Origin of the sequence: Frankia nepalensis, assembly GCF_016786325.1 — a bacterium.
GTDB lineage: Bacteria > Actinomycetota > Actinomycetes > Frankiales > Frankiaceae > Pseudofrankia > Pseudofrankia nepalensis.
Window position 1 is genome coordinate 1 of record NZ_JADWYU010000022.1, and the last position, 20371, is coordinate 20371.

Below are 20371 nucleotides of genomic sequence, written 5' to 3' on the forward strand. Positions count from 1 at the left end.
GCTCCGCACCCGACAACGCCATGATCCTCGAACCCCCAGAAGCCTGGGTGTTGCGAGGACCGCTAGAAGACGCCGCCTTGTCCACGACCCCGCCAGGGCACAAGCAGCGATCATGTGTCGCGCGGCAACGTTGGCGACCGCGGCGCTAGCAGTGCTGGACGGGGGTATCCGCCTTGGGCAGCACGATGTCCGTCGCCGTCGCCGCCAGCGACAGGCCCGCGGCGTCGGTGCTGACCTCGGTGACGTTCAGGTCGAACGGCAGGTCGCCGACGGGGAGCGGCATCGACGGGATCAGTTCGCCCAGCATGCCCAGCGGAATTTCGGCATTGATCAGCCCGCGCAGGGTGATCTCGGTGGGAATCAGGGTGAGCTGGTTGTCGCGGACCTCGAACGTGGTGATGCCGCCGACCTGCTGGGTGCCAAAGAACGGCACGTCCACCGTGCCGGAGATCTCCACCCGCCGGCCGCCGTCAACGGGGATCACCTGGAGCATGCCGGGCTGGTCGGCCAGGAAGGTGTTCAGGTCGTCATAGCGAATCCGGACCGCCGCCTGGACCTCGTCGACCGGCACCTCGCCGACGTTGTTGCTGACCATCTGGCCGAACGGAACGTGTATCCCCTTGAGGTTCGCGTGGACCGACGCGATCCGCAGCTGTGGCGTCGGAAGGTTCTCGACCGTCACTCCGATGTTCGTGAACTTCCCGAACAGCACCTGGGTGAGGAACGGGAAGCCACTGATGCTGACGTCCTTCACCGTTGGCGGGGCGGTACCGCAGGGCACGGTCTGCATGACGCTGGTCTTGAGCTGCTTGGCCATCTCGCCTTCGGCGGCCCGGACCGCGATCCGGTCACCCACCACGAACAGCGCGAGCAGCGCCACCAGTACCGCGGCAAGGATCGCGACCAGCCGTCGCGGCCGGCGCCGGCGGCGCGTCGGGGAGACCGGCGCGGGCGCCGGGCCGGCCAGGTCTGGCGGGCCGGGCGGCGGCTGGTCACCGCCGTCGCCGCCCGGGTGGGCCGCCATGGCGTCGAGACGACCATAGGGGTCGAGACCGGGGTCGCCGGCGCCGTACGCGGCGGTCGGATTCATCGCCTCGTGGCCGCCGCCCGGCGGCGTCGGCGGCAGCTGCGTGGCCTCACCCCACGATCCGGCGGCGGACCACACCGAGTCGTCCGGGCGGGCCGGGTGGTCCGGGCGGTAGGAGCTGGCCGGCGGAGGCGGATCGACCGGACGATACGACCGCGTCGGCGACGCGGGCACCGGCGTCGGCGAGCTCGCCGGCGGGGACCGGCGCGGGATGTGCTGGGTCGGCGTCTCGTCGGCTGGCGCCGGCCATCCCCCCGAGCTCCCGGACGCCCAGGACGGTGTGACGTCGGTGGCGTCCTCGGGCTCCGGCCCGTTCCCGCCACGCTCCTGGTTCACCGGATCGTCTCCGCTCCCCGCCAGGCCGGAACCTCCGCCGTGGCGCCGCGTCACTGTCGGACATGCCGCGTCCGTCGACCGCGTCGCCCGTCCGGCCAGGCAGGACCGTTCGTGCTGGCTCGCGCGGCGGGCGCTGCGAACACTCTCGCACCCGCGGCTGTCTTCCGCGTCCGCCGCAAGTTGTCACTTTTTGTACTACAGGGCTTAAGCGCGCTCGTCGGGTCTGGGCGCCGGATCCACCGCGGCCGGGAGAAACCGGGTGACGAGGTCGCGGAGCTGGCGGTGGGCCTCGTTCCTGTCCGGGCTGTCGACCGGAAGCCTGACGATCAGCTCGTGGACCGTGGAGATCGCGGCGACCACGATCACCCTGGCCCGCATCCGCGTCTCGTCGTCGCGGCCGGGTGCCTGCCAGCGGCGCAGGTGGTGGGCGGTCTCGTCGACGAGACCGCCGGCGACGGCATCGACGCGGTCACGAACGCGCGGCAACGGTGGCGCGCAGTCGTAGAGGACCCGGTGCAGTTCGGTGTCGTTCGCGTCCACCAGCGTCTGGACGAACTCCGCCGCCCAGGTGGCCGGGGCTGGCCCGGCTGCCCGCCACCGCGCGCAGGCGGCGCGCAGCGCCTCCTCGACCTGGTCGAGATGCTGTTCCGCCAGCGCGACGACCAGCGCGTCCTTGTTCGGAAAGTACTGGTAGAGCGACCCGATGGACACGCCGGCCCGTTCGGCGACGTGGTTGGTGGTGGTGGCGCTGTACCCGCGCGCGGCCAGAAGCTGAGCCCCGGCTTCCAGGATCGCCTCGACGGTGAGGCGGGACCGGTCCTGCGCTGGGCGTTTGCGGAGATCGGTGGCCGGGCTCGAACGCGAGTTGCCAGATGTGAGCATTACTCACATTATCTTGATCATGGAAGCGATCGAGCGCGACAGCCCCCGCCCGGCCCCGGCCCCACCACCGGGACTGATCAGATCGCGCGCGGTCGCGCGCGGATACGACGTCCTGAATGCCCTGCTGTGGCTACCGGGAGGCTCGGACCGGCTCCGGCGACGGTTCGTCGCCCTACTCGACATCGATCCCGGCATGCGGGTACTCGAGCTCGGCTGCGGCACCGGCCTGGTGACGCGGCATCTCCTGGCGGCCGGCGCGCGGGTGACCGCCGTCGACGGCTCGACGGCCATGATGGCGGTCGCGCGGCGCCGGGCACCGGACGCCCTGTTCACCGGGGTCGACCTGTCCGGACCGGATCTCGACGAGACGCTACCCACCGGCGACTTCGACCTCGCCGTCCTCTCGTTCGTCCTCCACGAACTCGATCCAGCAAGGCGGGCGAGGCTGTTGCGCGTGGTCGCCGAGCGTCTCGGGCCCGACGGCCAGCTGGGCATCCTCGACTGGGGTGTGCCGCCTTCTCGCCCACGGGCCGCCGCCTGGCGCTTCGCGGTACGGGCCATCGAGCCGCCGGTCGCCCACGACGTTCTCGACGGCGCGCTGGACGCGGCCCTGGCGACGGCCGGCCTGGTTCCGACCGCCGACCACGGTCTGGCCGGCCACCGGGCCAGAGCACTCATCGCCACCCTCGCGCGCTGACCATGGCGCTCAGCCCTTGCGGGGCGCCGGCTCGGCGACGTCGATGAGGATCTACGAGAGGCGCGGAAGACGACGCTGGCCCTCGACGTGGCTGGGCGACATTTCGACCGAAACGATAGCGTTTACTCATTTCCGGAGGTGGAGGAGGCTCGGGACATGGGCGAGGACCGGTTCGAGGTAAGGCGGTTGATCGCGGCCACGCCGCCGAAAATCTTCTCCTTGCTCCGTGATCCTCAGGGACACGTGGCGATCGACAGCTCGGGGATGCTCCAGTCGGCCGAGGGTGGGCCCGTGTCCGCCGTCGGCGACTCGTTCGTCGTGCACATGGACCGGGAGTCGCTGAACGACTTCCCGCTCGGGAAGTACGACGTCACCGTCGAGATCACCCGGTTCACGCCGGACACGGAGATCGAATGGACGGTGAAGGTCGCGAACCGTCCTCCGATCCGCCACCTCTACGGCTATCTGCTCGAGCCGAACGAGGAGGGGACGGTCGTGACGTCGTACTACGACTGGAGCGCGATCGACGAGTCCTACCGTGGGAGGGGGGTCTTTCCCGTCATTCCCGAGGCCGGGCTGCGCGCCACCCTCGGAATACTGGCGCGGACGATGGAGCGGCCCGCTCCAGCGGACCACTGAGAAGCGGGTCCGTGCTCCCGCCCGCGGCGATATCTGACCCATGGGGGCGGACGCCGCCGCGCCGAGGAGCCGATCGGCCGCCCGCCGGCGCCGGCGGGCGGACCGGCCAGGAACTCCCGCCAGCACCGGCCCCACCACGCCGTCGGGACGGGTCCTACAGGTGGGCGTCCTGGCCGTTCCCGATGAAGTCGAACAGCCGGAGGCCAGGCTCGTAGGGCAGTGCCGGCCCGACCAGTCGATGGGTTCCCACGCCGATCAGGAAACCGTCCGCGACGTCGAAGCCCAGCTCCTCGAATCCCGCGTCGGCGAACCAGGACCGCACGGTCGACGTGAGATCGGGCGTACCGCGGTGACGGGTCCAGATCACCGTCGCGCCGGGTCGGCACAGCCGGGGCAGCTGCTCGACGGTGTGCCGCACGTCGGCGTCACGGAGGTTGCCGAACACGCCGCAGACGAGCGCGAGGTTCACCGGGGCGACGCCCTCGTACATGCCGGTGTCCGCGGCGTCGCCGACCCTGACCTGTACGCCGTCGAGTCCCGCGGAACGCGCCGCGCGCTCGGCGTCGGCGGCGAGTACGGGGTCGAGCTCGACGAGTCTGGCCACCACGTCCTCGCGACGCGCGTGGTCGGCCAGTACGCCGAGGATGTCGCGGCCCTGGCCGGCGCACATGCTCAGCACGCGGATCTCACCCGGTGGCTGGGCATCCAGTGCCTGCCGAACGCGCCGCTGGACGATCGCGAGACGCCGGCCGAGGGATGACCCCGCGACGTCGTACTGCCGGTGCCAGTCGACCCAGTACCGCTGGGCAGCGGGTTGGTCCATGGGCCCCGACCCTATGGGCCGACACGCAAGATACGCCGCCCGTTTCGCCATGGGGGCGAAGGCATCCCATCTCTCACCGCTCGGGAGCACCTCCGCGCGACGAACAGCATGCGGGGCGTTAGCGCCCAGCCAGGGACCGTGAGCTGGGGTAATGCGCTCTCTTTGCTGTGGGCATAATGGCCAGCTATGTCCGCGCGTCCGCCGCATCCGATCTTCATTCGGGTCGGTGGCCGGCCGGTGCCGCGGCGGGGCTCTCTTACCGGGCGAGGGCGATGGCCGTCGCCCGGGCGGCCTTCCCTGAGGGCCCGGACAGCTCGCGCAGCAGCGGCGACGGCCTTCCCCATCGGCCGACGACCTTAGCCCGGCGGCGGTCACCGGTGCCGGCCAGTCCGAGCCCGAGGTCGCCCCCGCGCCGCGCCCCGGAATCTTCCAGAATCCCGACGAACATCGACGCGGAGGCCCACCTTGGCTTGTCAGCGCAGCGTCCAAGGCCATTTCCCGCGCGCCTCGTCCGGCGCGCGACGGTTCCCGACCCTGATCTGGGAGTGACGGAATGCTGAGCGCGCAGAACGACTCTCCCAAAGGCGACGGGCCTGTTCGGCGCCCAGGGCGGCGGCCGCGCGGCGGCCAGGGCTCGGGGGATGCCGCGCGCGGGGCCGGGACGAGCTTGCGGCGCCGCGCGCCGCGGCGCACGGCGCTGGCCGCGGTCCTGGTCACGGCGCTGGCCGCGGGCTGCGGCGGCGGGTCCGGCGACGACACGGCCGCCGGCCCGGCCGGCGACTGCGGCACGCCTGGATTCAGCGCCAGCGAGGTCCGGCTGGGGTTCGTGTACCCCGACAGCGGCGCGGGCGCCGAGTCGCTGACACCCACGATGAGCGGCTTCATCGCGCGGATCGAGCAGGCGAACGCCGACGGCGGGATCCACGGCCGCAAGATCGTCTACACCTGGCGCGACGACGCCAGCTCCGCGGACCAGAACCGTCAGGTCGTCCGTGACCTGGTCGAGGACCAGAACGTCTTCGGGCTCGTCGAGGCGTCGATCGCCGCCTCCGGTGGGCTCGACTACCTGGTCGAGCAGACCATCCCGGTGACCGGGATGCCGGCGGAACCGTTCTGGACGAACCCGCAGTACCGCAACATGTTCGCCTACGCCTACGTGTTCAGCGACGGGCCGTCGGTCTCCACGTTCGGCGACTACGCGAAGGCCCAGGGCGGCACCCGGGCCGCCGTGATCCAGAGCGATGTCGCCGAGAACACCAACGGCATCGGGTCGAAGATCAGTGCCAGCCTGGAGTCGGCGGGCATCGAGGTCGTGCCGGACCGCTTCGTCTACAACCCGGCCATCACCACCCCGGCGCAGCTGGGCCAGCAGCTGCGCTCGGCCGACGTGGACGTGGTGACCTCGGCCCTGGCCGGCAAGGACCTGGCCGAGGTCGTCCGCGGCATCCGGGAGGCCAACGCGCCGGTGAAGGTCATCCTGGCGCCGAGCGGATACGACAAGGCGATGCTCAACGACTACGGCAGGACGCTGCGCGGGCTGACCGCCGCCGTCAACTACGTCCCGTTCGAGATCGGCAACCCGGCCCACCAGAAGTACCTGGAGGCCATGAGCACCTACGCGCCGGAACTCCAGCCACCCGACCAGGAGCTCGCCCTGGTCTCCTACATCCTCACCGACCTGTTCCTCTACGGCCTGGACAAGGCCGGCGAGTGCCCCACCCGCGCCGGGTTCATCGACACCCTGCGCGCCAGCCAGTACGACGCCGGCGGCCTGCTCCCCGGACCCGTCGACATGACCAAGGACGTCGGCCAGATCGCCACCTGCTACACCTTCATGCAGGTCAACGAGGACGGCACCGGCTACCAGGTCGCCCAGAACCCGGCCGGCACCGACGAAGCCACCCGCAACCGCTGGTGCGGCCACCGCCTGGAGCAGTAGCCCGGCGGACGGGGACGGCCGCGGGAGCCACGACCCGCGGCCGCTCCCCTGTGCCGGGTCCCTATCCCGGCACCCGGGCGCGGGCGAAGTGCGCCACGATCGCCGGGCAGAAGGCCGCCAGGTCGGCCGGTGAGCGGCTGGTGAGGAACTGCCCGTCGACGACGACCTCCTCGTCGACGACCTCGGCCCCGGCGTTGCGCAGATCGGTCCGGATGCTCGGCCACGAGGTGATCCGTCGCCCGCGCACGACGTCCGCCTCGACCAGCGTCCAGGGGCCATGGCAGATCGCCGCGACGGGCTTGCTGGTCGCGGCGAACGCCTTGACGAAGGCGACCGCGTCCCGGTCCGCGCGGAGTCGGTCGGGATTGCCTATCCCACCCGGCAGGAACAGCGCGTCGTAGTCGTCGACGGACGCGTCGGCGACGAGCCGGTCGACGGGGAAGGTCCCCGCGGCGACGGAGTCGAACTGACGGGCCTCGATCTCGCCGGGATGGATCGAGACGACGTCGGTGGTCGCGCCGGCGCCCAGCAGAGCCCCACGGGGCTGGTCGAGCTCGACCCGCTCGACGCCGTCGGTGACCAGGATCGCGACCTTCTGGCTGTGGAGGTCGTGCGTCATCGTGGTTCCCCCTCTCGGGTAGGCGGAGGACGGTCCTGCTTGGGAAGGACGGTCCTGCTTGGGACGTGGGCCACGTACGCGCCGTTCAAACGTCTCAGCGGCCGGCCGGGCGGCGAGCCCCGCCGGGCGGCGGGGGCCGTTCGCCGCGTGGTCTCCCCGCCACCGTGTCCCGTCTGGTGGCGGGAATGACCGGGGGACGAGGAGACGGGTGTCGTTCGTCCCCGGACAGCTGACGCCGAGGCCCGCCGGACGGTTCGGCGCCGGATCTGGAGGAACACTGGGTGTAGGCGATGCTTGGAGGAACTCGCGTGGCCGAGGACCAGGCGTGTCTGCACGCCGAGTGGGGCAGCCGGGGGGCACTCCTTGATCCGGACGAGGCGGTGTCCTGGCTGTTGTCGCTGGCCCGACGGCATTTGCGGATGGATTTGTCCTGGCTCTCCAGGTTTACCCCCGATCTTCAGATCATCGAGGCCCTGCACGGTGACGCGGCATCCTTCCGGCTGAGTCCGGGCACCGCGACCAGTTTCTGCGAGTCGTACTGCGCGCGGGTCCTGGACGGCCGTCTCCCGCCGGTCATCCCCAACGCCCGGACGGACGAGCGGACCGCGCCTCTCCCGATCACCGACGAGTTCGGGATAGGGGCATACGTCGGCGCTCCGGTGGTGCTCGACGACGGCCGCGTCTACGGCATGCTGTGCTGCCTCAACCACGAGGCGGACCCCCGGCTGGGCACCCGCGACGCCCGGTTCCTCACGCTGCTCGCCGAGGTGCTCGCCCAGTTCGTCTCCCGGCTCACCCACGAGCGCGAGGACCGCGACCTGCTGGTCCGGCGGATCAGCATGGTGATCCGCAACGGTCTGACCATGCAGTTCCAGCCCGTCGTCGACGTCCCCACGCTGCGGGTCGTCGGCGCGGAGGCGCTGGCGCGGTTCCCGCCGGGCTCCGGGGGCCCGGAGGCATGGTTCGCCGCCGCGGCCTCCGTGGGGCTGCGGACCGAGCTCGAGCTGGCCGCGATCAGCCGCGCGTTCGCCGCGTTCCCCCGCCTTCCGGCCCAGGTGTGGCTGGCGGTCAACGCGTCTCCCACGGTGGTCGCGTCCGGCCGGCTGCGCGACGTCCTCGCGGAGGCGCCGGCGACCCGCGTCGTCGTCGAGGTCACCGAGCACGAGGGCATCCAGGACTACCCGGCGGTCTGCGCCGCGCTCGACGACCTGCGCGGCCGGGACACGCGGATCGCCGTGGACGACGTCGGCGTCGCCAACGCCGAGCTGAACCGGCTCCTGCGGCTGTCCCCGGACATCCTGAAGATGGACCGGGAGCTGACCTGGAGGATCGACAAGGATCCCGCCCGTCGCGCGCTGGCCGGCGCGCTGGTCCAGTTCGCGGGCGAGATCGGCGCCCGGGTCCTGGCCGAGGGCGTCGAGACGGCCGACGAGTTCGCGACCCTCGCGGACATCGGCGTCCACGAGGCGCAGGGCTTCTACCTCGGCCGTCCCGGGCCGCTCCCGCTGCCTGAGCGCTGCGCGGCCGGCGAGCGGTCGCTGACGGACGTCAGCCGCTGATGGCGCTTCCCGCGGGAAGCGCCCAACGCGCGGCCGAGGCCGTTCAGGCGGTCGCGGGCGCCCCGCCTCGGGAGGCGCCGGCCACGCGGGCTATGGTCGCCGCCGCCTCGCGTAGCCGGTCGGGTGGGTGGGCGGCGTAGCCGAGGACGAGCCCCGGCGGACCGGGGCGCCGGCGGTGCCAGGACAGCGGATGCACCAGCACCCCGGCCGCGCGCAGCTCCTCGGCGAGCGCCACGTCGTCCGCCCGCTCGTCCGGCAGGCTCACCAACAGGTGCAGGCCGGCGGCGACGCCCCGCACCGGCGCGGCCGGCAGCGCCGCGCGCAGGGCGCCCAGCAGGGCGTCGCGGCGGGCACGGTGCCGCGCCCGGACGAGCCGGACATGCCGGTCGTACTCGCCGCTCGCGAGCAGCCGGGCGAGCACGAGCTGCGGGACGGTCGGGCTGCCGAGGTCGCTCGCCTTCTTCGCCGCCACGAGGCCCTCGTACCGGCGCGGCGGCGGGACGAGCCAGCCGAGGCGCAGTGCCGGCGCCAGGCTCTTCGAGGTGCTGCCCGCGTACGCGATCCGGTCCGGCGCTCCGGCGTGCAGGGCGGGGACCGGTGCGCGGTCATAGCGGTACTCGGCGTCGTAGTCGTCCTCGATCACGAGCTCGGCATCCGCGGCCCAGGCCAGCAGGGCCCGCCGCCGCCCGGGCGCGAGAACGACCCCGGTCGGGAACTGGTGGGCCGGGGTGAGGAAGACCGCCCGGGCCCCGCTGGCGGCCAGGGCGTCGATCCGCAGGCCGTCGCCGTCGACCGGGACGGGGACGGGACGCAGCCCCCAGTACTCGAACTCCTCCACCGCGCCGCGCGAGCCCGGGTCCTCGACCGCGATCGCGTCCGTCCCCTCCCGGCGCAGCTGCTGCGCCAGCAGCGCCATCGCCTGCGCCACCCCGGAGACGATCAGGATCTCGTCCGGCGTGACCCGCGGCCCGCGGGCGCGCGCCAGCCATGGCGCGAGCGCCTCCCGCAGCCGGGGATGCCCGCGCGGGTCGCCGTAGCCGAGGTCGTCCGGCGACGTCTCGGTCAGCACCGCCCGCTCGGCGCGCAGCCAGGCGGCGCGCGGGAACGCGGACAGGTCCGGGACGCCGGGCGAGAGGTCGATCCCCGCCGCGGCCGGCACCCGTGGCCGGGGCAGCGGCCCGTCCCAGCGCGGGGCGCGGCGCGGCGCGCGCGGCGGGCGGACGGGCTGGGCCAGCACGGTCGTGCCACCGCCGCGGCGGCCGCCGACCAGCCCCTCGTCGGTGAGCCTCCGGTATGCCTCGACGACCACGCCGCGAGACACCCCGAGGTCCGCCGCGAGCGTCCGGGTGGCGGGCAGCTGGCCGCCGGCCGGCAGCCGGCCGTCCGCGATGGCGGCCCGCAGCGCGTCGGACAGCCAGCCGGCGAGCCCTCGGGCCGGCGCGGCCGCCGCGGCCAGCTGCAGGAAGTCGGTCCCGCGCGCGACCTCGCCCCTGGCAACCTCGCCCCTGGCAACCTCGCCCCCGGCAACCAGGTCTCTCGCGACCTCTGCCCTGTCGACCCCGTCCATGGCGACCTCGTCCACCGCGACTTGGTCCATTCTGATAGCCCATTCTTGGCCCTGGATTCAGGACCATGCTGCTCGCCAGCATCGTGGCATGTCCACTCGACTGCCGGTGCTCGCCGGCGCGACCGGCATGACGTTCGTCGGCGGCAGCGTCGCGGTGTCCGGCGTCCTCGCCGACGCCCCGCTGTCCACGGCCCAGGCGCTGCGCTACGCGCTCGCGTGCGGCCTCCTGGTCGGTTTCGCCCGGCGCACCGGCCGGCCGCTGCTCCGGCCGCGGGGGCGGGAGTGGCTCTGGCTGCTCGGCGTGTCCGTCACCGGCCTGGTGCTGTTCAACGTGGCGCTCGTCCAGGGCTCGCGGCACGCCGAGCCGGCGGTGCTCGGCGTCGCGGTGGCCTGCGTGCCGGTCGTGATGGCCACGGTCGGGCCACTGTTCGAGCACCGCCGGCCGCGGGCGCGGATCCTCGTCGCGGCGGGCGTCGTGACCGCCGGCGCGGCGCTCGTCCAGGGCATCGGCCGGGCCGATGCCCTGGGCCTGCTCTGCGCGCTCGCCGTGTTCGGGTCCGAGGCCGGCTTCACGTTGCTGGCCGTGCCGGTGCTCGGCCGGCACGGGCCGCACGGCGTGTCGGTGCACGCGACGTGGCTGGCGGCGGTCGCCTTCGCCGTCCTCGGGGTCACCACCGAGGGCGCCCGGGCGGCCGCCCGCCTCGACGTCGCCGACGTGCTGGCGATCGGCTACCTCGCGGTGGGGGTGACCGCCGTGGCGTTCGTCCTCTGGTACTCCTGCGTGCGCGGGCTCGGCGCGGGCCGCGCCGGCCTGCTCACCGGCGTCGCGCCGGTGGCGGCGGCGGTGATCGGCGTGCCGGTGACCGGCGCGGTACCCGCCCCGCCGGTCTGGGCCGGCATCGCGTTGATCGCCACCGGCCTCGCCCTCGGGCTGGGCGACGGCTCGGCCCGCCGGCCGGCCAGGTCCTGGTCAGGCCGGCCGGGACGCCAGGTGGCGGCCCTCGCTCGTGGGCACGAAGCCGGCGACGAGCGCCGCGACCCGGTCGGGGTTGTCGATCGGGCTGAAGGCGGCGGCGTCGGGCACGGTCGCCAGCTCCGCGTTGGGGAACGTCTCGGCGAGCCGTTCGGCGAGCCGGCGTGGGAAGGCCCGGTCGTGCTCGGACCAGGCCAGCAGCACCGGGGCGGTCACCGTGCCGAGTGCCTGGACGGCCCCCAGGGTGTGCCGCCGGTGGGCGCCGCGCAGGATGGCCCGGGTGTCGCGGCGGACCGCCCGGTCCGCGCGTAGCGGGCCCGACCACCGCTCGGTCTGCTCGGGGGTCAGGCCCCGCAGGGTCAGCCAGCCGAACGTCATCGGGAGGCGGTGCAGCTGGGGCGTGCGCAGGACCCACGCCAGGGCCCGCATGCCGCCGGGAAGCCAGCACAGCAGCTTGACCGGCCGGAAGATCGGCGGCAGGAAGTGGTCGAAGGCGTCGCCGGAGGTGAGCACGGCCCGGTCGACCAGCTCGGGACGGGCGGCCAGCAGCAGCTGGGTGAGCGCGGTCGCGGAGTCGTTACTCACGACCGCCACCGGCGCGGCGCCCAGCCGCTCGACCAGCTGGGCGATGAGGGCTGCCAGGCCGGGCGGGCTCAGGTCCGTGCCCGGGCGCATGGGATGGCGGTGCGCGCCGAGCGGCAGGGTCGGGGCCAGGCAGCGGTACCCGGCCGCGGCGAGCCGCTCGGCCACCGCGTCCCAGAACGAGGCGTCGCACAGGGCCCCGTGCAGGAGCAGGAGCGGCCGGCCGTCGGTCGGCCCGGCCACCCGCACCTCGACGTCGCCGGCCGCGAGCGGGATGACGACCGTCTCGAACGGCGGAAGGTCGGTGGACGATCGCGTCATGCGGCGCCTCCTTATTGAGCATCAACTCAATAAAGAGGCTAGCGGTTGTTGAGGACACACTCAAGTACGGTGCTGGGGTGGAGATGGCGGACGAGGCGTCGACACGACCCGCGCCCGCCCGCCGGCGGCTGAGCCGCGACGACCGGCGGGCGCAGCTGCTCGCCGCCGCGGTCGGGCTCGCGGCCCGGCGCGACCTGGACCGGATCCCGATCGCGGACGTCGCCGCCGCCGCGGGCGTCTCGGAGGGGCTGGTGTTCCACTACTTCCCCACCAAGGCGGCGCTGGTGCGCGCGGTCGTCGAGGACGCGGCGGCGTCGCTGGTCGCCGACCTGCGGGCCGACCGGCCCGGGTCGACGCTCGACCGGCTGACCGCCGGGCTCGACGCCTACCTCGACCATGTCGAACGCCGGGCGAGCAGCTGGCGGGTGCTGCTGGGCTCCAGCGACGACCCGGTGGTCACCGAGACCCTGGCACGCGTCGAGGAGGCGACGCTCGCCGTCACCTTCGACGTCCTGGACATCCCGGCGCCGTCGCCGGTGCTGCGCGCCGCCGCCCAGGGCTTCCTCGCCTACGAGCGCGCCGTCTGCCTGGCCTGGATCGACGGGCAGGGCGCCGTCACCCGAGAGCAGATCGCCGCCCTGCTCACCGGCACCTTCCTCGGTTCGCTGCAGGCCGTCGCCACGGACCCGGCCGTCGCGCTCGCCCTGGCCCGGCTGGCCGGACAGTGAGGGGGCCAGGCGCGACGGCCGTCTCGCCGAAGGCCGCGCGAAGGTGAGCCCGGGGGCCGGGCCACCGGGCTCACCTGGTCGGCTGTCGCGGAGTGCCGGGCCTACTTCAGGATGTCGGACCTGGCCGCGGCGGCCCGCAGGAGGTTCGCGTCCTCGGGAAGGACGAACCCGGCCCGCGCGGCGTCGTGGGTGGCGCGGTTCCACGCCGAGACGAAACCGCCGTGGTCGCGGTACAGCGCGGACAGCTTCTCGGCCGAGAAGGGTTCGGTGACGCCGAACAGCTGGCAGAACTGGCTGCCGGAGTTCCCGAAGCCGGCGAGCCTCGCGACCGGGGCGTCCACCGCCGGGGTACGGATCCCGCCGCGCGCGTTGCCGTTCGCGTCGAGCGCGTACTGGGGCGGGCTGACGCTGAGCGTCGTCAGGCGCGGCGCCGCGGGGGGCGGCGTGCCGTGGGCCACCCAGCGGTCCAGGCTCCTGATCGCCGCGCGCAGGACGAAGGTCTGCGGACCGGTGTTGATCGGCAGGGCGCAGGCGAAGCCCTCGGACGGCTCGTTCGTCGGGTGCGACATCGAGTCGAACCACGCCGCGGTTCCCTGCCGGTCCCCGGTGTCGGTCTCCCCGTCACGCAGGCCGTAGAGGTCGAAGTGGGAGGTGCCGGCGACCTCCCAGAGCCGGTAGCGGCGGCTGTCGTCCCGGCGGGCCAGCAGGCCGCCCGCGTCGTTCTCCGCCTGGAAGACCAGCACCGGGACGTCGAGGTCGTCGCGGATGAGGCTGGGGGTCGGCGTCGGCACCGCGGGCAGCGGGCTCTGGGTGAGAGGCGCTCCCGCCGCCCCACGGCTGTGCACCAGGAAGCCGTCGTAGGCCTTCGCCCGCGGGTGGACGGCGTCGATGTAGGTGACCAGGCGCCCCGCCGACTGGGACTCGCCGACGGCGATCACCCGCTTGGGCTTCAGGCCGCCGAGCATGCGGCCGGCCTTGTCCTGGATCGCCTGCCCGGCCTGCGAGAAGATGTCGTACGAATAGCTGTCCCCGGGGTGGTTCAGCGCCCCGTAGCGGGCCGGGTCCCCGAGCGGCGCCGCCTTCAGCGCGTCCACGCCCACGGCCTGGGCGGAAACGCCCACCCAGATGTAACCGCTGCGGATCAGCTCGGTGTGCATGTGCATCCAGTCCGGGCTGGCGTCCACTCCGCCCGAGACGTTCAGCCACTCGACGATCACCGTGCCGTTGAAGTCGCGCGGCTTGGCCGGCCGGTACACCACGGCCCGCGTCACGTACGGCTGCTGGGACGACGGCAGGACCGTCCACTTCCCGTCCGGGGTGAGCGGCGCCGCCGGCGAGTAGGCGTCGGCGGTCCCCGAGAGGAAGAACTCCGACCGCTGGTAGCCGACGGAGCCGAGGTCGTACGTCGTCTGCGAGAAGACGATCGGCACCCCGTTCCCGCCGGTCACGGGCCCCGTCACCGTCGGCGATCCGGCGTCCGCCCGCGCGGCCGCGCCCAGGCCGGCCACCGCCAGTCCGACGGATAACGCGAGCGCGCCCGCGCCCATCCGGGCCCACCTCAGTTTTCGTGCCACGACCGCTCCCCTCTGTGGTTCCTCGTCGATCAGAGGCTTGGCAGGTCGAGCCCTATGTGGCAGATCCTGCCAGCTCTGACAGATCAAGTAAGCTAGTCGGGCAGCACCAGGGCGTCAACCGGCAGACGAGGGCCCTGTGTGAAGATGAGCGACCGATGGGGCGACCGCATTGACCTCCCAGCCGCTGGCCGCGCAGCTACGGGCGAAGCGCGCGGAGATGATGACCGCCGAGGTCGAGGCCGCCGCGCTGCGCCTGTTCGAGGAGCGCGGGTTCGACCAGGTCACCGTCGACGAGATCGCGGCCGAGGCGCGCATCTCGGTGCGGACCTTCTACCGCTACTTCCCCGCCAAGGAGGACGTCCTCCTCCTGAAGATCGACCGGGGGAACGAGACGCTGCGGGCCGCGCTGGCGGCCCGCCCGGCCGACGAGCCCGCACTGCGGTCGCTGCGCCGGGCCGTCGAGGAGTCGGTGTCGCGGGAGGACGCGCGGCTCACCCGGCAGTGGACCGCCGTCGTCGCGGCCACCCCGGTCGTGACCCGGACGGTGCTCGGCGCGATCCAGCTGAAGACGCAGCGCACGATCGCCGAGTTCCTCGGCTCCCGCCTCGGCCTCGCCGGCGACGCCATGGTGCCCACGATGCTGGCCGCCGCGGCCGGCGGCGTCATCCAGGCGGCCCGGATCCAGTGGTTCGTGGGCGGCGGCGACCTGGTCGCCAGGATCTCCGAGGGACTCGAGATCCTGGAACGAGGAATCGGCGCCGAGCCCGCCACCTGGTCCCAGGCCGGGGGCGACGCGACCGGCCCTTCATGACGGGCCGCGTACCGCGCGACGGCCCTACGGCGTCAGGTCGGCGAGGCGGGCGGTGGTGACGATGCTGAGCTTGCCGGTGCCGGCGTCGGTGGTGTGGATGACGGCCAGGCTGCCGTGGCCCTCGGCGACGGCGCGGGCCGGGCCGATCATGATCGGCCGCAGGTAGCGGACGGTCAACGACTCCAGCACGACCGGCCGGTCGGCGAGCGACATCGCCGCCTCCTCCGCGCCGACGGCGACGAGGCCGCCCTGGATCGCGCCCGCGGCGTTCAGGCCGTCCGGCCGGCGCGGCACCTCCGCCGTGCCCGGCGCGACGATCCGGGCGCCGATCCGCTCGGCGAGCGGCAGGGCGAGCCGGCCGTTGAGGTTGACCACTCTGGGGAAGCCCTCGGCGAAGACATGCTGGGGGTTCGGGGAAGCGATGAAGGAGATGTGGACGACGGCGACCAGCGCGCCCGAGGTCTCGTTCAGAAACCGCGTCTCGTAGACGAGGACCGTCTGGCCGATCTTGATCGCCGTGGTGACGGCGCGGACGCGGTCGCCGGCGCGCGCCCCGGCGTGCAGCTGGACCTCGAGGTCGAGCGTGAGCGGGATCCGGGGGTCGAGCGTCTGGGCGGCGACGGTGCCGGCGAGGACGTCGGCCCAGGTCGCCAGCACCGAGGTCCGCAGCGTGGCCGTACCCGGAACGCACATCTCCGGCGTCACCTCGGCGTCGCCGCGCAGGCCCGAGCCGTCGTCCGTCATGCTCAGGCCGAGCTCCGCGATGATGTGCCCGGAGATCGGCGCCCCGTCGTGGTCGGCCACCCGAGCCGGCGGGATGGGGCTGCCCGCGCCCTGCCGGTCAGCGGCCGCGGGCCCGGGCCGAGATGCGAGGTCCATGGGCAAATCCTTGCATAAAAGGTCAGACATCTTCGGTTTCCTGACTCCCGGTCCGCGCGCGGGCCAGGTGGTCTGCCTCATACTTCGGACCCGTGACCTCCGCCACCCAGCCCGACTCGTCCGCGACCGTGCCCGCGCCGCCGGCCCGGTGGGGCATGACCGTCCCCCTCCCGGGGGTGCCGCTGGCCGAGCACCCCGCCCGCTACGCGGAACTCGCCGACCTCGGCTACACCGACCTGTGGTCGGCCGAGGCGACCGGCGCCGACGGGATCGTCCCGCTCGCGCTCGGGGCGACCGAGCGCCGGCTGCGCCTGGGCACCGCGATCCTGCCCGCCTTCACCCGCGGCCCGGCGCTGCTCGCCCAGACCGTGGCGACGCTGGCGGACGCGGCCGAGGGGCGGTTCGTGCTCGGCCTCGGGACGTCGTCGGACGTCATCGTCCAGAACTGGAACTCGATCCCGTTCGAGCGGCCCTACCAGCGGATGCTCGACACCGTCCGGTTCCTGCGCCAGGCGCTGGCCGGCGAGAAGGTCACCCAGGAGTTCCCGTCGTTCACGGTGAAGGGCTTCCGGCTGGGCATGGTCCCGCCGAAGCCGGTGCCGATCCTCGTCGCGGCGCTGCGGCCGAGGATGCTGGGGCTGGCCGGCCGGGAGGCGGACGGCGCGATCCTCAACTGGCTGTCCCCCGAGGACTGCGACACCGTGATCCCGTACGTGCGGGAGCACAACCCGGACGCGGAGATCGCGGCCCGGATCTTCGTCCTGGTCAACGAGGACCCGGCGGCAGCCCGCCAGTTGCTGCGCCGCCACGTGGCGGCCTACCTGACCGTCCCGGTGTACCGCGAGTTCCAGCGCTGGCTTGGCCGGGAGAAGGCACTCGCGGGCATGTGGGAGGCCTGGGCCGCCGGCGACCGTGCCGGGGCACTGGCGGCGATCCCCGACGAGGTCGTCGACGAGCTGTGCGTACACGGCTCGATCGAGGCCTGCCGGGCCGGTGTCCGCCGCTACGTCGACCACGGGGTGACGACGCCCGTCATCGCCCTGCTCAACGGCGGCCCCGAGCTGCCGAAGATCCTCGCGGGCCTGTCCCCCGCCGCCGGCTGACCACCGGCTGACCGCGGGCTCGTCCAGCCGGACGCGCCCGCGGTGCCGGGGCTCCGGGCGCCTACGACGCCGGGGAGAGGATCACGACCGGAATCGGGCGGTCGGTGCGCGACTGGTAGACGTCGTAGTTCGGCCAGCCCTCCGTCATGATCTTCCAGAGGCGGGGCTTCTCCTCGTCGGACGCGGTCCGCGCGACCACCGGGATGTGCTCCGCGCGCACCTGGATCTCCGCCGCGGGGTTCTCGGTGATGTTGAGATACCACTCGGGGGCGGTCGGCGCGCCGCCCTTGGAGGCGATGACCAGGTAGTCGTCGCCATCACGGCCGAAGATCAGGGCGGACGTGCGGGGCTGCCCGGTGCGCCGGCCCTTGACAGTCAGCAGCAGGGTCGGGACGCCGTTCCACTCGTAGCCGACCTCGCCGTCGGTCTCCTGGTAGCGCCGGATGTGCTCGGCGCCGACGAGGGCCAGGTCGGGGGCCTTGTAGCCCGGTTCGCTCATGAAGGTCTCCTGGTCGAGGGTGCGGCCCGTCAGCCGAACAGGACGGGGATCTCGGTGGCTCCGCGCTCGTACAGGCCGACGTAGCGCGGCTGCTCCGCGTCGGGGTCGAGGCGCAGGTTGGGCAGCCGGTCGAGCAGCGCGTTGATCCCGGTGGTGATCTCGGCGCGGGCGAGGTGCATGCCGAGGCAGATGTGCGGCCCGCCGCCGAACCCGAGCGAGCGCTTCAGCGGCCGGTAGGGATCGAACTCGTCGGGCCGGTCCCAGCGTTCCGGGTCGCGGCCGGCCGCGCCGAGGCACATGTGCAGCACCGACCCCTTCGGCAGGGTCGTGCCGTAGAAGTCGACGTCACGGGTGACGTGCCGGGAGAACATCGGGTCCGTCGGCAGCCAGCGCACCGACTCCTCGACGCACGCCTTGAGCAGCGTCCGGTCCTCGCGGACGGCCGCGAGCACCTCGGGCCGTTGCAGCAGCGCGGTGAGCGTGATGCCCATCTGCTTCCAGGTGGTGCCCGAACCGGCGGTCAGCAGCAGGATCGCGAAGGAGTAGATCTCGGCGTCGGACAGGGTGTGGGTCGTCCCGTCCGCTTCCTTGAGCTCCGCCTGGACGAGCACGCTGATGAGGTCGTCGGACGGGGACTCGCGCCGGGCCGCGACGATCGGCGCGAGAATCCGCACGACCGCCGCCGGGTCCCGCAGCGACTCCCGGATGACCAGCGCCTGGTCGACCGGGACCCCGAAGCTGCCGGTGATGGTGAGCACCGGGATGGCCGCGCAGAAGTCCGTGTTCAGCTCGGCGCGGCCGTCGCCGGCGATCCGGTCGACGAGGTCCTGGACCGTCTCCTGGATCCAGTTCACGATCCACCACTTGGCCTTCGCCGGCACGAAGGACGGCTGCACGAGGGCGCGGTAGCGGCGGTGCTGGTCGCCGCCCATCGACAGCATGCTGTTCATGACGCCGACGTCGTCGCCGATGGGGTTGATCGCCACCGGCGACGACGCGAACGTCTCGCTGTCGCGGAAGGCGGCGTCGCAGGCCTCGAAGCCGAACACGGAGAAGTGCGGCCGGTCCGGGAACGGCAGGCCCTGGAACATGGCCTCCCCCGGGTAGCCGGTCAGCCGGTGAACCGTGCCCTCGTGCACCGCCGCCCGCGCGCGCAGCTCGTGCCAGACGGGATAGGGATCGTCGGTGTAGTCGCCGCCGGAAAAGGAGTTGTAGCTGCTGCGGAGGTCGAACAGCTCCCGGATCCGGTCGCGGTCGAGGGCCGCCGGCGGGCTGAGATCGGTCATCGGGGTGCCCCTGTCGCGATCGCCGGGGTCATCAGAAGCAGCGGGGCCATCGGGGTCATCGCGCGACGTAGCCGCCGTCGACCGGGAGGAGCACCCCGGTGACGTTGGCGGCCCGGTCCGAGACCAGGAAGACGGCGGCCTCGGCGCAGTCCTCGGCCGTGATCGGCCGGCCGAGCGGGTGGCTCTTGCCGACCTGCGCCGCGGCCTGGTCGAGGGCGTCGGCGGGCAGCGTCATGCCGCCGGCGGCCATGAAGTTCGTGTACGGCATGCCGGCCGGGCAGATCGCGTTGGCGCGGATCCCGAACGGGGCCCCCTCGATGGCGGCGGCCTTGGTGAGCTGGTGCACCGCGCCCTTGGTCGCGCCGTACACCGACCCGCCCCAGCTGACCAGGCCGGCGACCGACCCGGTGTTGAGGATGACGCCGCCGCCGCCCTGCCTCTTGAACTGGATGATCGCGTGCTTGGTGCCGAAGAACACGCCGCCGAAGTTCACGCCGACCAGGCGCGCGAAGTCCTCGGCGGTGTGGTCCTCGAGCGTGCTGCCGAGCCGCGGCGTCGGGATGCCGACGTTGCTGAACAGGATGTCGAGCCGGCCGTACGCCTCGACGGCGGCGGCGATCATCGCGACGACGTCGTCCTCGTTCGAGACGTCGCAGCCGACAGCGGTCGCGGTCCCGCCGGCTGCCTCGATCAGGCTCACCGTCTCCTTGACCTGTTCGAGCCGGATGTCGGCGCAGACGACGCGGGCGCCCTCCTCGGCGAACCGTAAGGCCGAGACCCGGCCGACGCCGGACCCGGAGCCGGTCACGATGGCGCTCTTGCCATCGAGCAGGTTTCCCATCAGTTCACGCTTCCTGTTCCTGGGGCACCAGGCGGAGCGCGCCCGTGGGGCACGCCTCCACCGCGGTGCTGATCGCGTCCAACGGGTCGCCCATCGGGTCGAGGGCGACCACCTTCGCGTGCTCGTCGTGGTCGAAGCTCTCCGGCGCGTAGACGATGCACATCCCGCTGCCGACGCAGAGCGTCTGGTCGACGGTCACGAGGCCCTGGCCGGCCATGTCAGGCGCCGGCGAGCACGGGCGGGGTGGCCGGGGTGAAGCGGTAGAGCCGTTCGGCGTTGCCGCGCAGCAGCTTGTACTGGGTTTCCTCCGGCAGGTGGCCGATGATGCCCTTGACCGTCTGGATGCAGTTGGGCCAGGTGGAGTCGGAGTGTGGGTAGTCGGTCTCGCACATGATGTTGTCCTCGCCGATCTCGGCGAGGCTCGCGATGCCGTGGTGGTCCTCGATGAAGCAGCCGAAGATGTGCTCGCGGAACGTGGCCCGCACGTCGAGGGTGTCGAGGTCGACACCCTTGGAACCGCCGTGGTCCATGAACGTCGCGCCGCGCTTCACCCAGTAGCGCTGCTTGTCGAGGACCTGCTCGGCGCGCTCCAGGTAGTACGGCATCCAGCCGATCTCGCCCTCGGA

The 20371-nt window shown here is 73.1% G+C and carries 21 protein-coding genes and 1 pseudogene; 8 read left to right on the top strand and 14 right to left on the bottom strand.

Translation table 11 applies throughout. From position 1 onward, the window contains the following. Nucleotides 1-145: 145 nt before the first annotated feature. Both I6A81_RS00435 and I6A81_RS00440 read right to left on the bottom strand, forming a co-directional pair. Nucleotides 146-1423 (bottom strand): LmeA family phospholipid-binding protein, encoded by a 1278-nt coding sequence (locus I6A81_RS00435; RefSeq protein WP_203005717.1) that lies wholly within the window; start codon nucleotides 1421-1423, stop codon nucleotides 146-148. Nucleotides 1424-1627: 204 nt separating this feature from the next. After that, nucleotides 1628-2305: a TetR/AcrR family transcriptional regulator gene (locus I6A81_RS00440; RefSeq protein WP_203005718.1), complete on the bottom strand. Its 678-nt coding sequence runs from the start codon at nucleotides 2303-2305 to the stop codon at nucleotides 1628-1630. A 19-nt stretch (nucleotides 2306-2324) separates the two neighbouring features. Between I6A81_RS00440 and I6A81_RS00445 the strand changes: the two genes are divergently transcribed. Both I6A81_RS00445 and I6A81_RS00450 read left to right on the top strand, forming a co-directional pair. Then, entirely contained in the window at nucleotides 2325-3002 is a 678-nt protein-coding gene (locus tag I6A81_RS00445; protein WP_203005719.1) for a class I SAM-dependent methyltransferase, read from the top strand. Between the two features lie 156 nt (nucleotides 3003-3158). Then, entirely contained in the window at nucleotides 3159-3641 is a 483-nt protein-coding gene (locus I6A81_RS00450) for an SRPBCC family protein (RefSeq protein ID WP_203005720.1), read from the top strand. Between the two features lie 154 nt (nucleotides 3642-3795). Here I6A81_RS00450 and I6A81_RS00455 read toward each other — a convergent pair whose 3' ends face one another. Beyond that, nucleotides 3796-4464 (bottom strand): class I SAM-dependent methyltransferase family protein, encoded by a 669-nt coding sequence (locus I6A81_RS00455; protein ID WP_203005721.1) that lies wholly within the window; start codon nucleotides 4462-4464, stop codon nucleotides 3796-3798. A gap of 256 nt (nucleotides 4465-4720) precedes the next feature. Further along, complete coding sequence (locus I6A81_RS00460) at nucleotides 4721-4912, bottom strand: hypothetical protein (RefSeq protein ID WP_203005722.1); 192 nt, start codon at nucleotides 4910-4912, stop codon at nucleotides 4721-4723. A gap of 219 nt (nucleotides 4913-5131) precedes the next feature. On the opposite strand from I6A81_RS00460, the gene I6A81_RS00465 reads away from it, so the two are divergent. After that, entirely contained in the window at nucleotides 5132-6403 is a 1272-nt protein-coding gene (locus tag I6A81_RS00465) for an ABC transporter substrate-binding protein (RefSeq protein ID WP_238430168.1), read from the top strand. A 61-nt stretch (nucleotides 6404-6464) separates the two neighbouring features. Here I6A81_RS00465 and I6A81_RS00470 read toward each other — a convergent pair whose 3' ends face one another. After that, nucleotides 6465-7022, bottom strand: coding sequence for a DJ-1/PfpI/YhbO family deglycase/protease (locus I6A81_RS00470; RefSeq protein WP_203005724.1), 558 nt, complete (start codon nucleotides 7020-7022; stop codon nucleotides 6465-6467). 308 nt (nucleotides 7023-7330) lie between these two features. Here I6A81_RS00470 and I6A81_RS00475 point away from each other — a divergent pair, with 308 nt between their 5' ends. Continuing rightward, complete coding sequence (locus tag I6A81_RS00475; protein ID WP_307874376.1) at nucleotides 7331-8581, top strand: sensor domain-containing phosphodiesterase; 1251 nt, start codon at nucleotides 7331-7333, stop codon at nucleotides 8579-8581. A 43-nt stretch (nucleotides 8582-8624) separates the two neighbouring features. Here the strand turns inward: I6A81_RS00475 and pdxR are convergent, their stop codons facing one another. After that, on the bottom strand, nucleotides 8625-10178 hold the full coding sequence (pdxR, locus tag I6A81_RS00480) for a MocR-like pyridoxine biosynthesis transcription factor PdxR (protein WP_203005726.1): 1554 nt from the start codon (nucleotides 10176-10178) through the stop codon (nucleotides 8625-8627). Nucleotides 10179-10275: 97 nt separating this feature from the next. Here pdxR and I6A81_RS42810 point away from each other — a divergent pair. Further along, nucleotides 10276-11016 (top strand): annotated as a pseudogene (locus I6A81_RS42810) (DMT family transporter); the annotation flags it as partial. Nucleotides 11017-11118: 102 nt separating this feature from the next. On the opposite strand, the gene I6A81_RS42815 reads toward I6A81_RS42810, so the two are convergent. Beyond that, nucleotides 11119-12024 carry an alpha/beta fold hydrolase gene (locus I6A81_RS42815; RefSeq protein ID WP_203029968.1) on the bottom strand — a complete coding sequence of 302 codons (906 nt, stop codon included), beginning with the start codon at nucleotides 12022-12024 and terminating at the stop codon, nucleotides 11119-11121. Nucleotides 12025-12107: 83 nt separating this feature from the next. Here I6A81_RS42815 and I6A81_RS00490 point away from each other — a divergent pair, with 83 nt between their 5' ends. After that, nucleotides 12108-12752 (top strand): TetR/AcrR family transcriptional regulator, encoded by a 645-nt coding sequence (locus I6A81_RS00490; protein WP_238430176.1) that lies wholly within the window; start codon nucleotides 12108-12110, stop codon nucleotides 12750-12752. Nucleotides 12753-12853: 101 nt separating this feature from the next. Here I6A81_RS00490 and I6A81_RS00495 read toward each other — a convergent pair whose 3' ends face one another. After that, nucleotides 12854-14326 carry an alpha/beta hydrolase domain-containing protein gene (locus I6A81_RS00495; RefSeq protein WP_203005729.1) on the bottom strand — a complete coding sequence of 491 codons (1473 nt, stop codon included), beginning with the start codon at nucleotides 14324-14326 and terminating at the stop codon, nucleotides 12854-12856. A gap of 169 nt (nucleotides 14327-14495) precedes the next feature. On the opposite strand from I6A81_RS00495, the gene I6A81_RS00500 reads away from it, so the two are divergent. Then, nucleotides 14496-15137 (top strand): TetR family transcriptional regulator, encoded by a 642-nt coding sequence (locus I6A81_RS00500; protein WP_203005730.1) that lies wholly within the window; start codon nucleotides 14496-14498, stop codon nucleotides 15135-15137. Between the two features lie 24 nt (nucleotides 15138-15161). Here the strand turns inward: I6A81_RS00500 and I6A81_RS00505 are convergent, their stop codons facing one another. Beyond that, nucleotides 15162-16016 carry a PaaI family thioesterase gene (locus tag I6A81_RS00505; protein WP_238430170.1) on the bottom strand — a complete coding sequence of 285 codons (855 nt, stop codon included), beginning with the start codon at nucleotides 16014-16016 and terminating at the stop codon, nucleotides 15162-15164. 155 nt (nucleotides 16017-16171) lie between these two features. On the opposite strand from I6A81_RS00505, the gene I6A81_RS00510 reads away from it, so the two are divergent. Then, the gene (locus I6A81_RS00510; protein ID WP_203005737.1) at nucleotides 16172-17119 is read left to right on the top strand and encodes an LLM class F420-dependent oxidoreductase; all 948 of its coding nucleotides are present in this window, start codon (nucleotides 16172-16174) and stop codon (nucleotides 17117-17119) included. Nucleotides 17120-17180: 61 nt separating this feature from the next. On the opposite strand, the gene I6A81_RS00515 is transcribed toward I6A81_RS00510, so the two are convergent. From I6A81_RS00515 to I6A81_RS00535, 5 genes are all read right to left on the bottom strand, one after another. After that, the gene (locus I6A81_RS00515) at nucleotides 17181-17618 is read right to left on the bottom strand and encodes a nitroreductase family deazaflavin-dependent oxidoreductase (protein WP_203005732.1); all 438 of its coding nucleotides are present in this window, start codon (nucleotides 17616-17618) and stop codon (nucleotides 17181-17183) included. Nucleotides 17619-17647: 29 nt separating this feature from the next. Next, the gene (locus I6A81_RS00520) at nucleotides 17648-18904 is read right to left on the bottom strand and encodes a cytochrome P450 (RefSeq protein ID WP_203005733.1); all 1257 of its coding nucleotides are present in this window, start codon (nucleotides 18902-18904) and stop codon (nucleotides 17648-17650) included. Nucleotides 18905-18959: 55 nt separating this feature from the next. After that, entirely contained in the window at nucleotides 18960-19745 is a 786-nt protein-coding gene (locus I6A81_RS00525) for an SDR family NAD(P)-dependent oxidoreductase (protein ID WP_203005734.1), read from the bottom strand. Nucleotides 19746-19749: 4 nt separating this feature from the next. Then, entirely contained in the window at nucleotides 19750-19962 is a 213-nt protein-coding gene (locus I6A81_RS00530; protein WP_203005735.1) for a ferredoxin, read from the bottom strand. Nucleotide 19963: 1 nt separating this feature from the next. Next, the coding region (locus I6A81_RS00535) for an amidohydrolase family protein (RefSeq protein WP_203005736.1) at nucleotides 19964-20371 on the bottom strand (408 nt) is incomplete at its 5' end.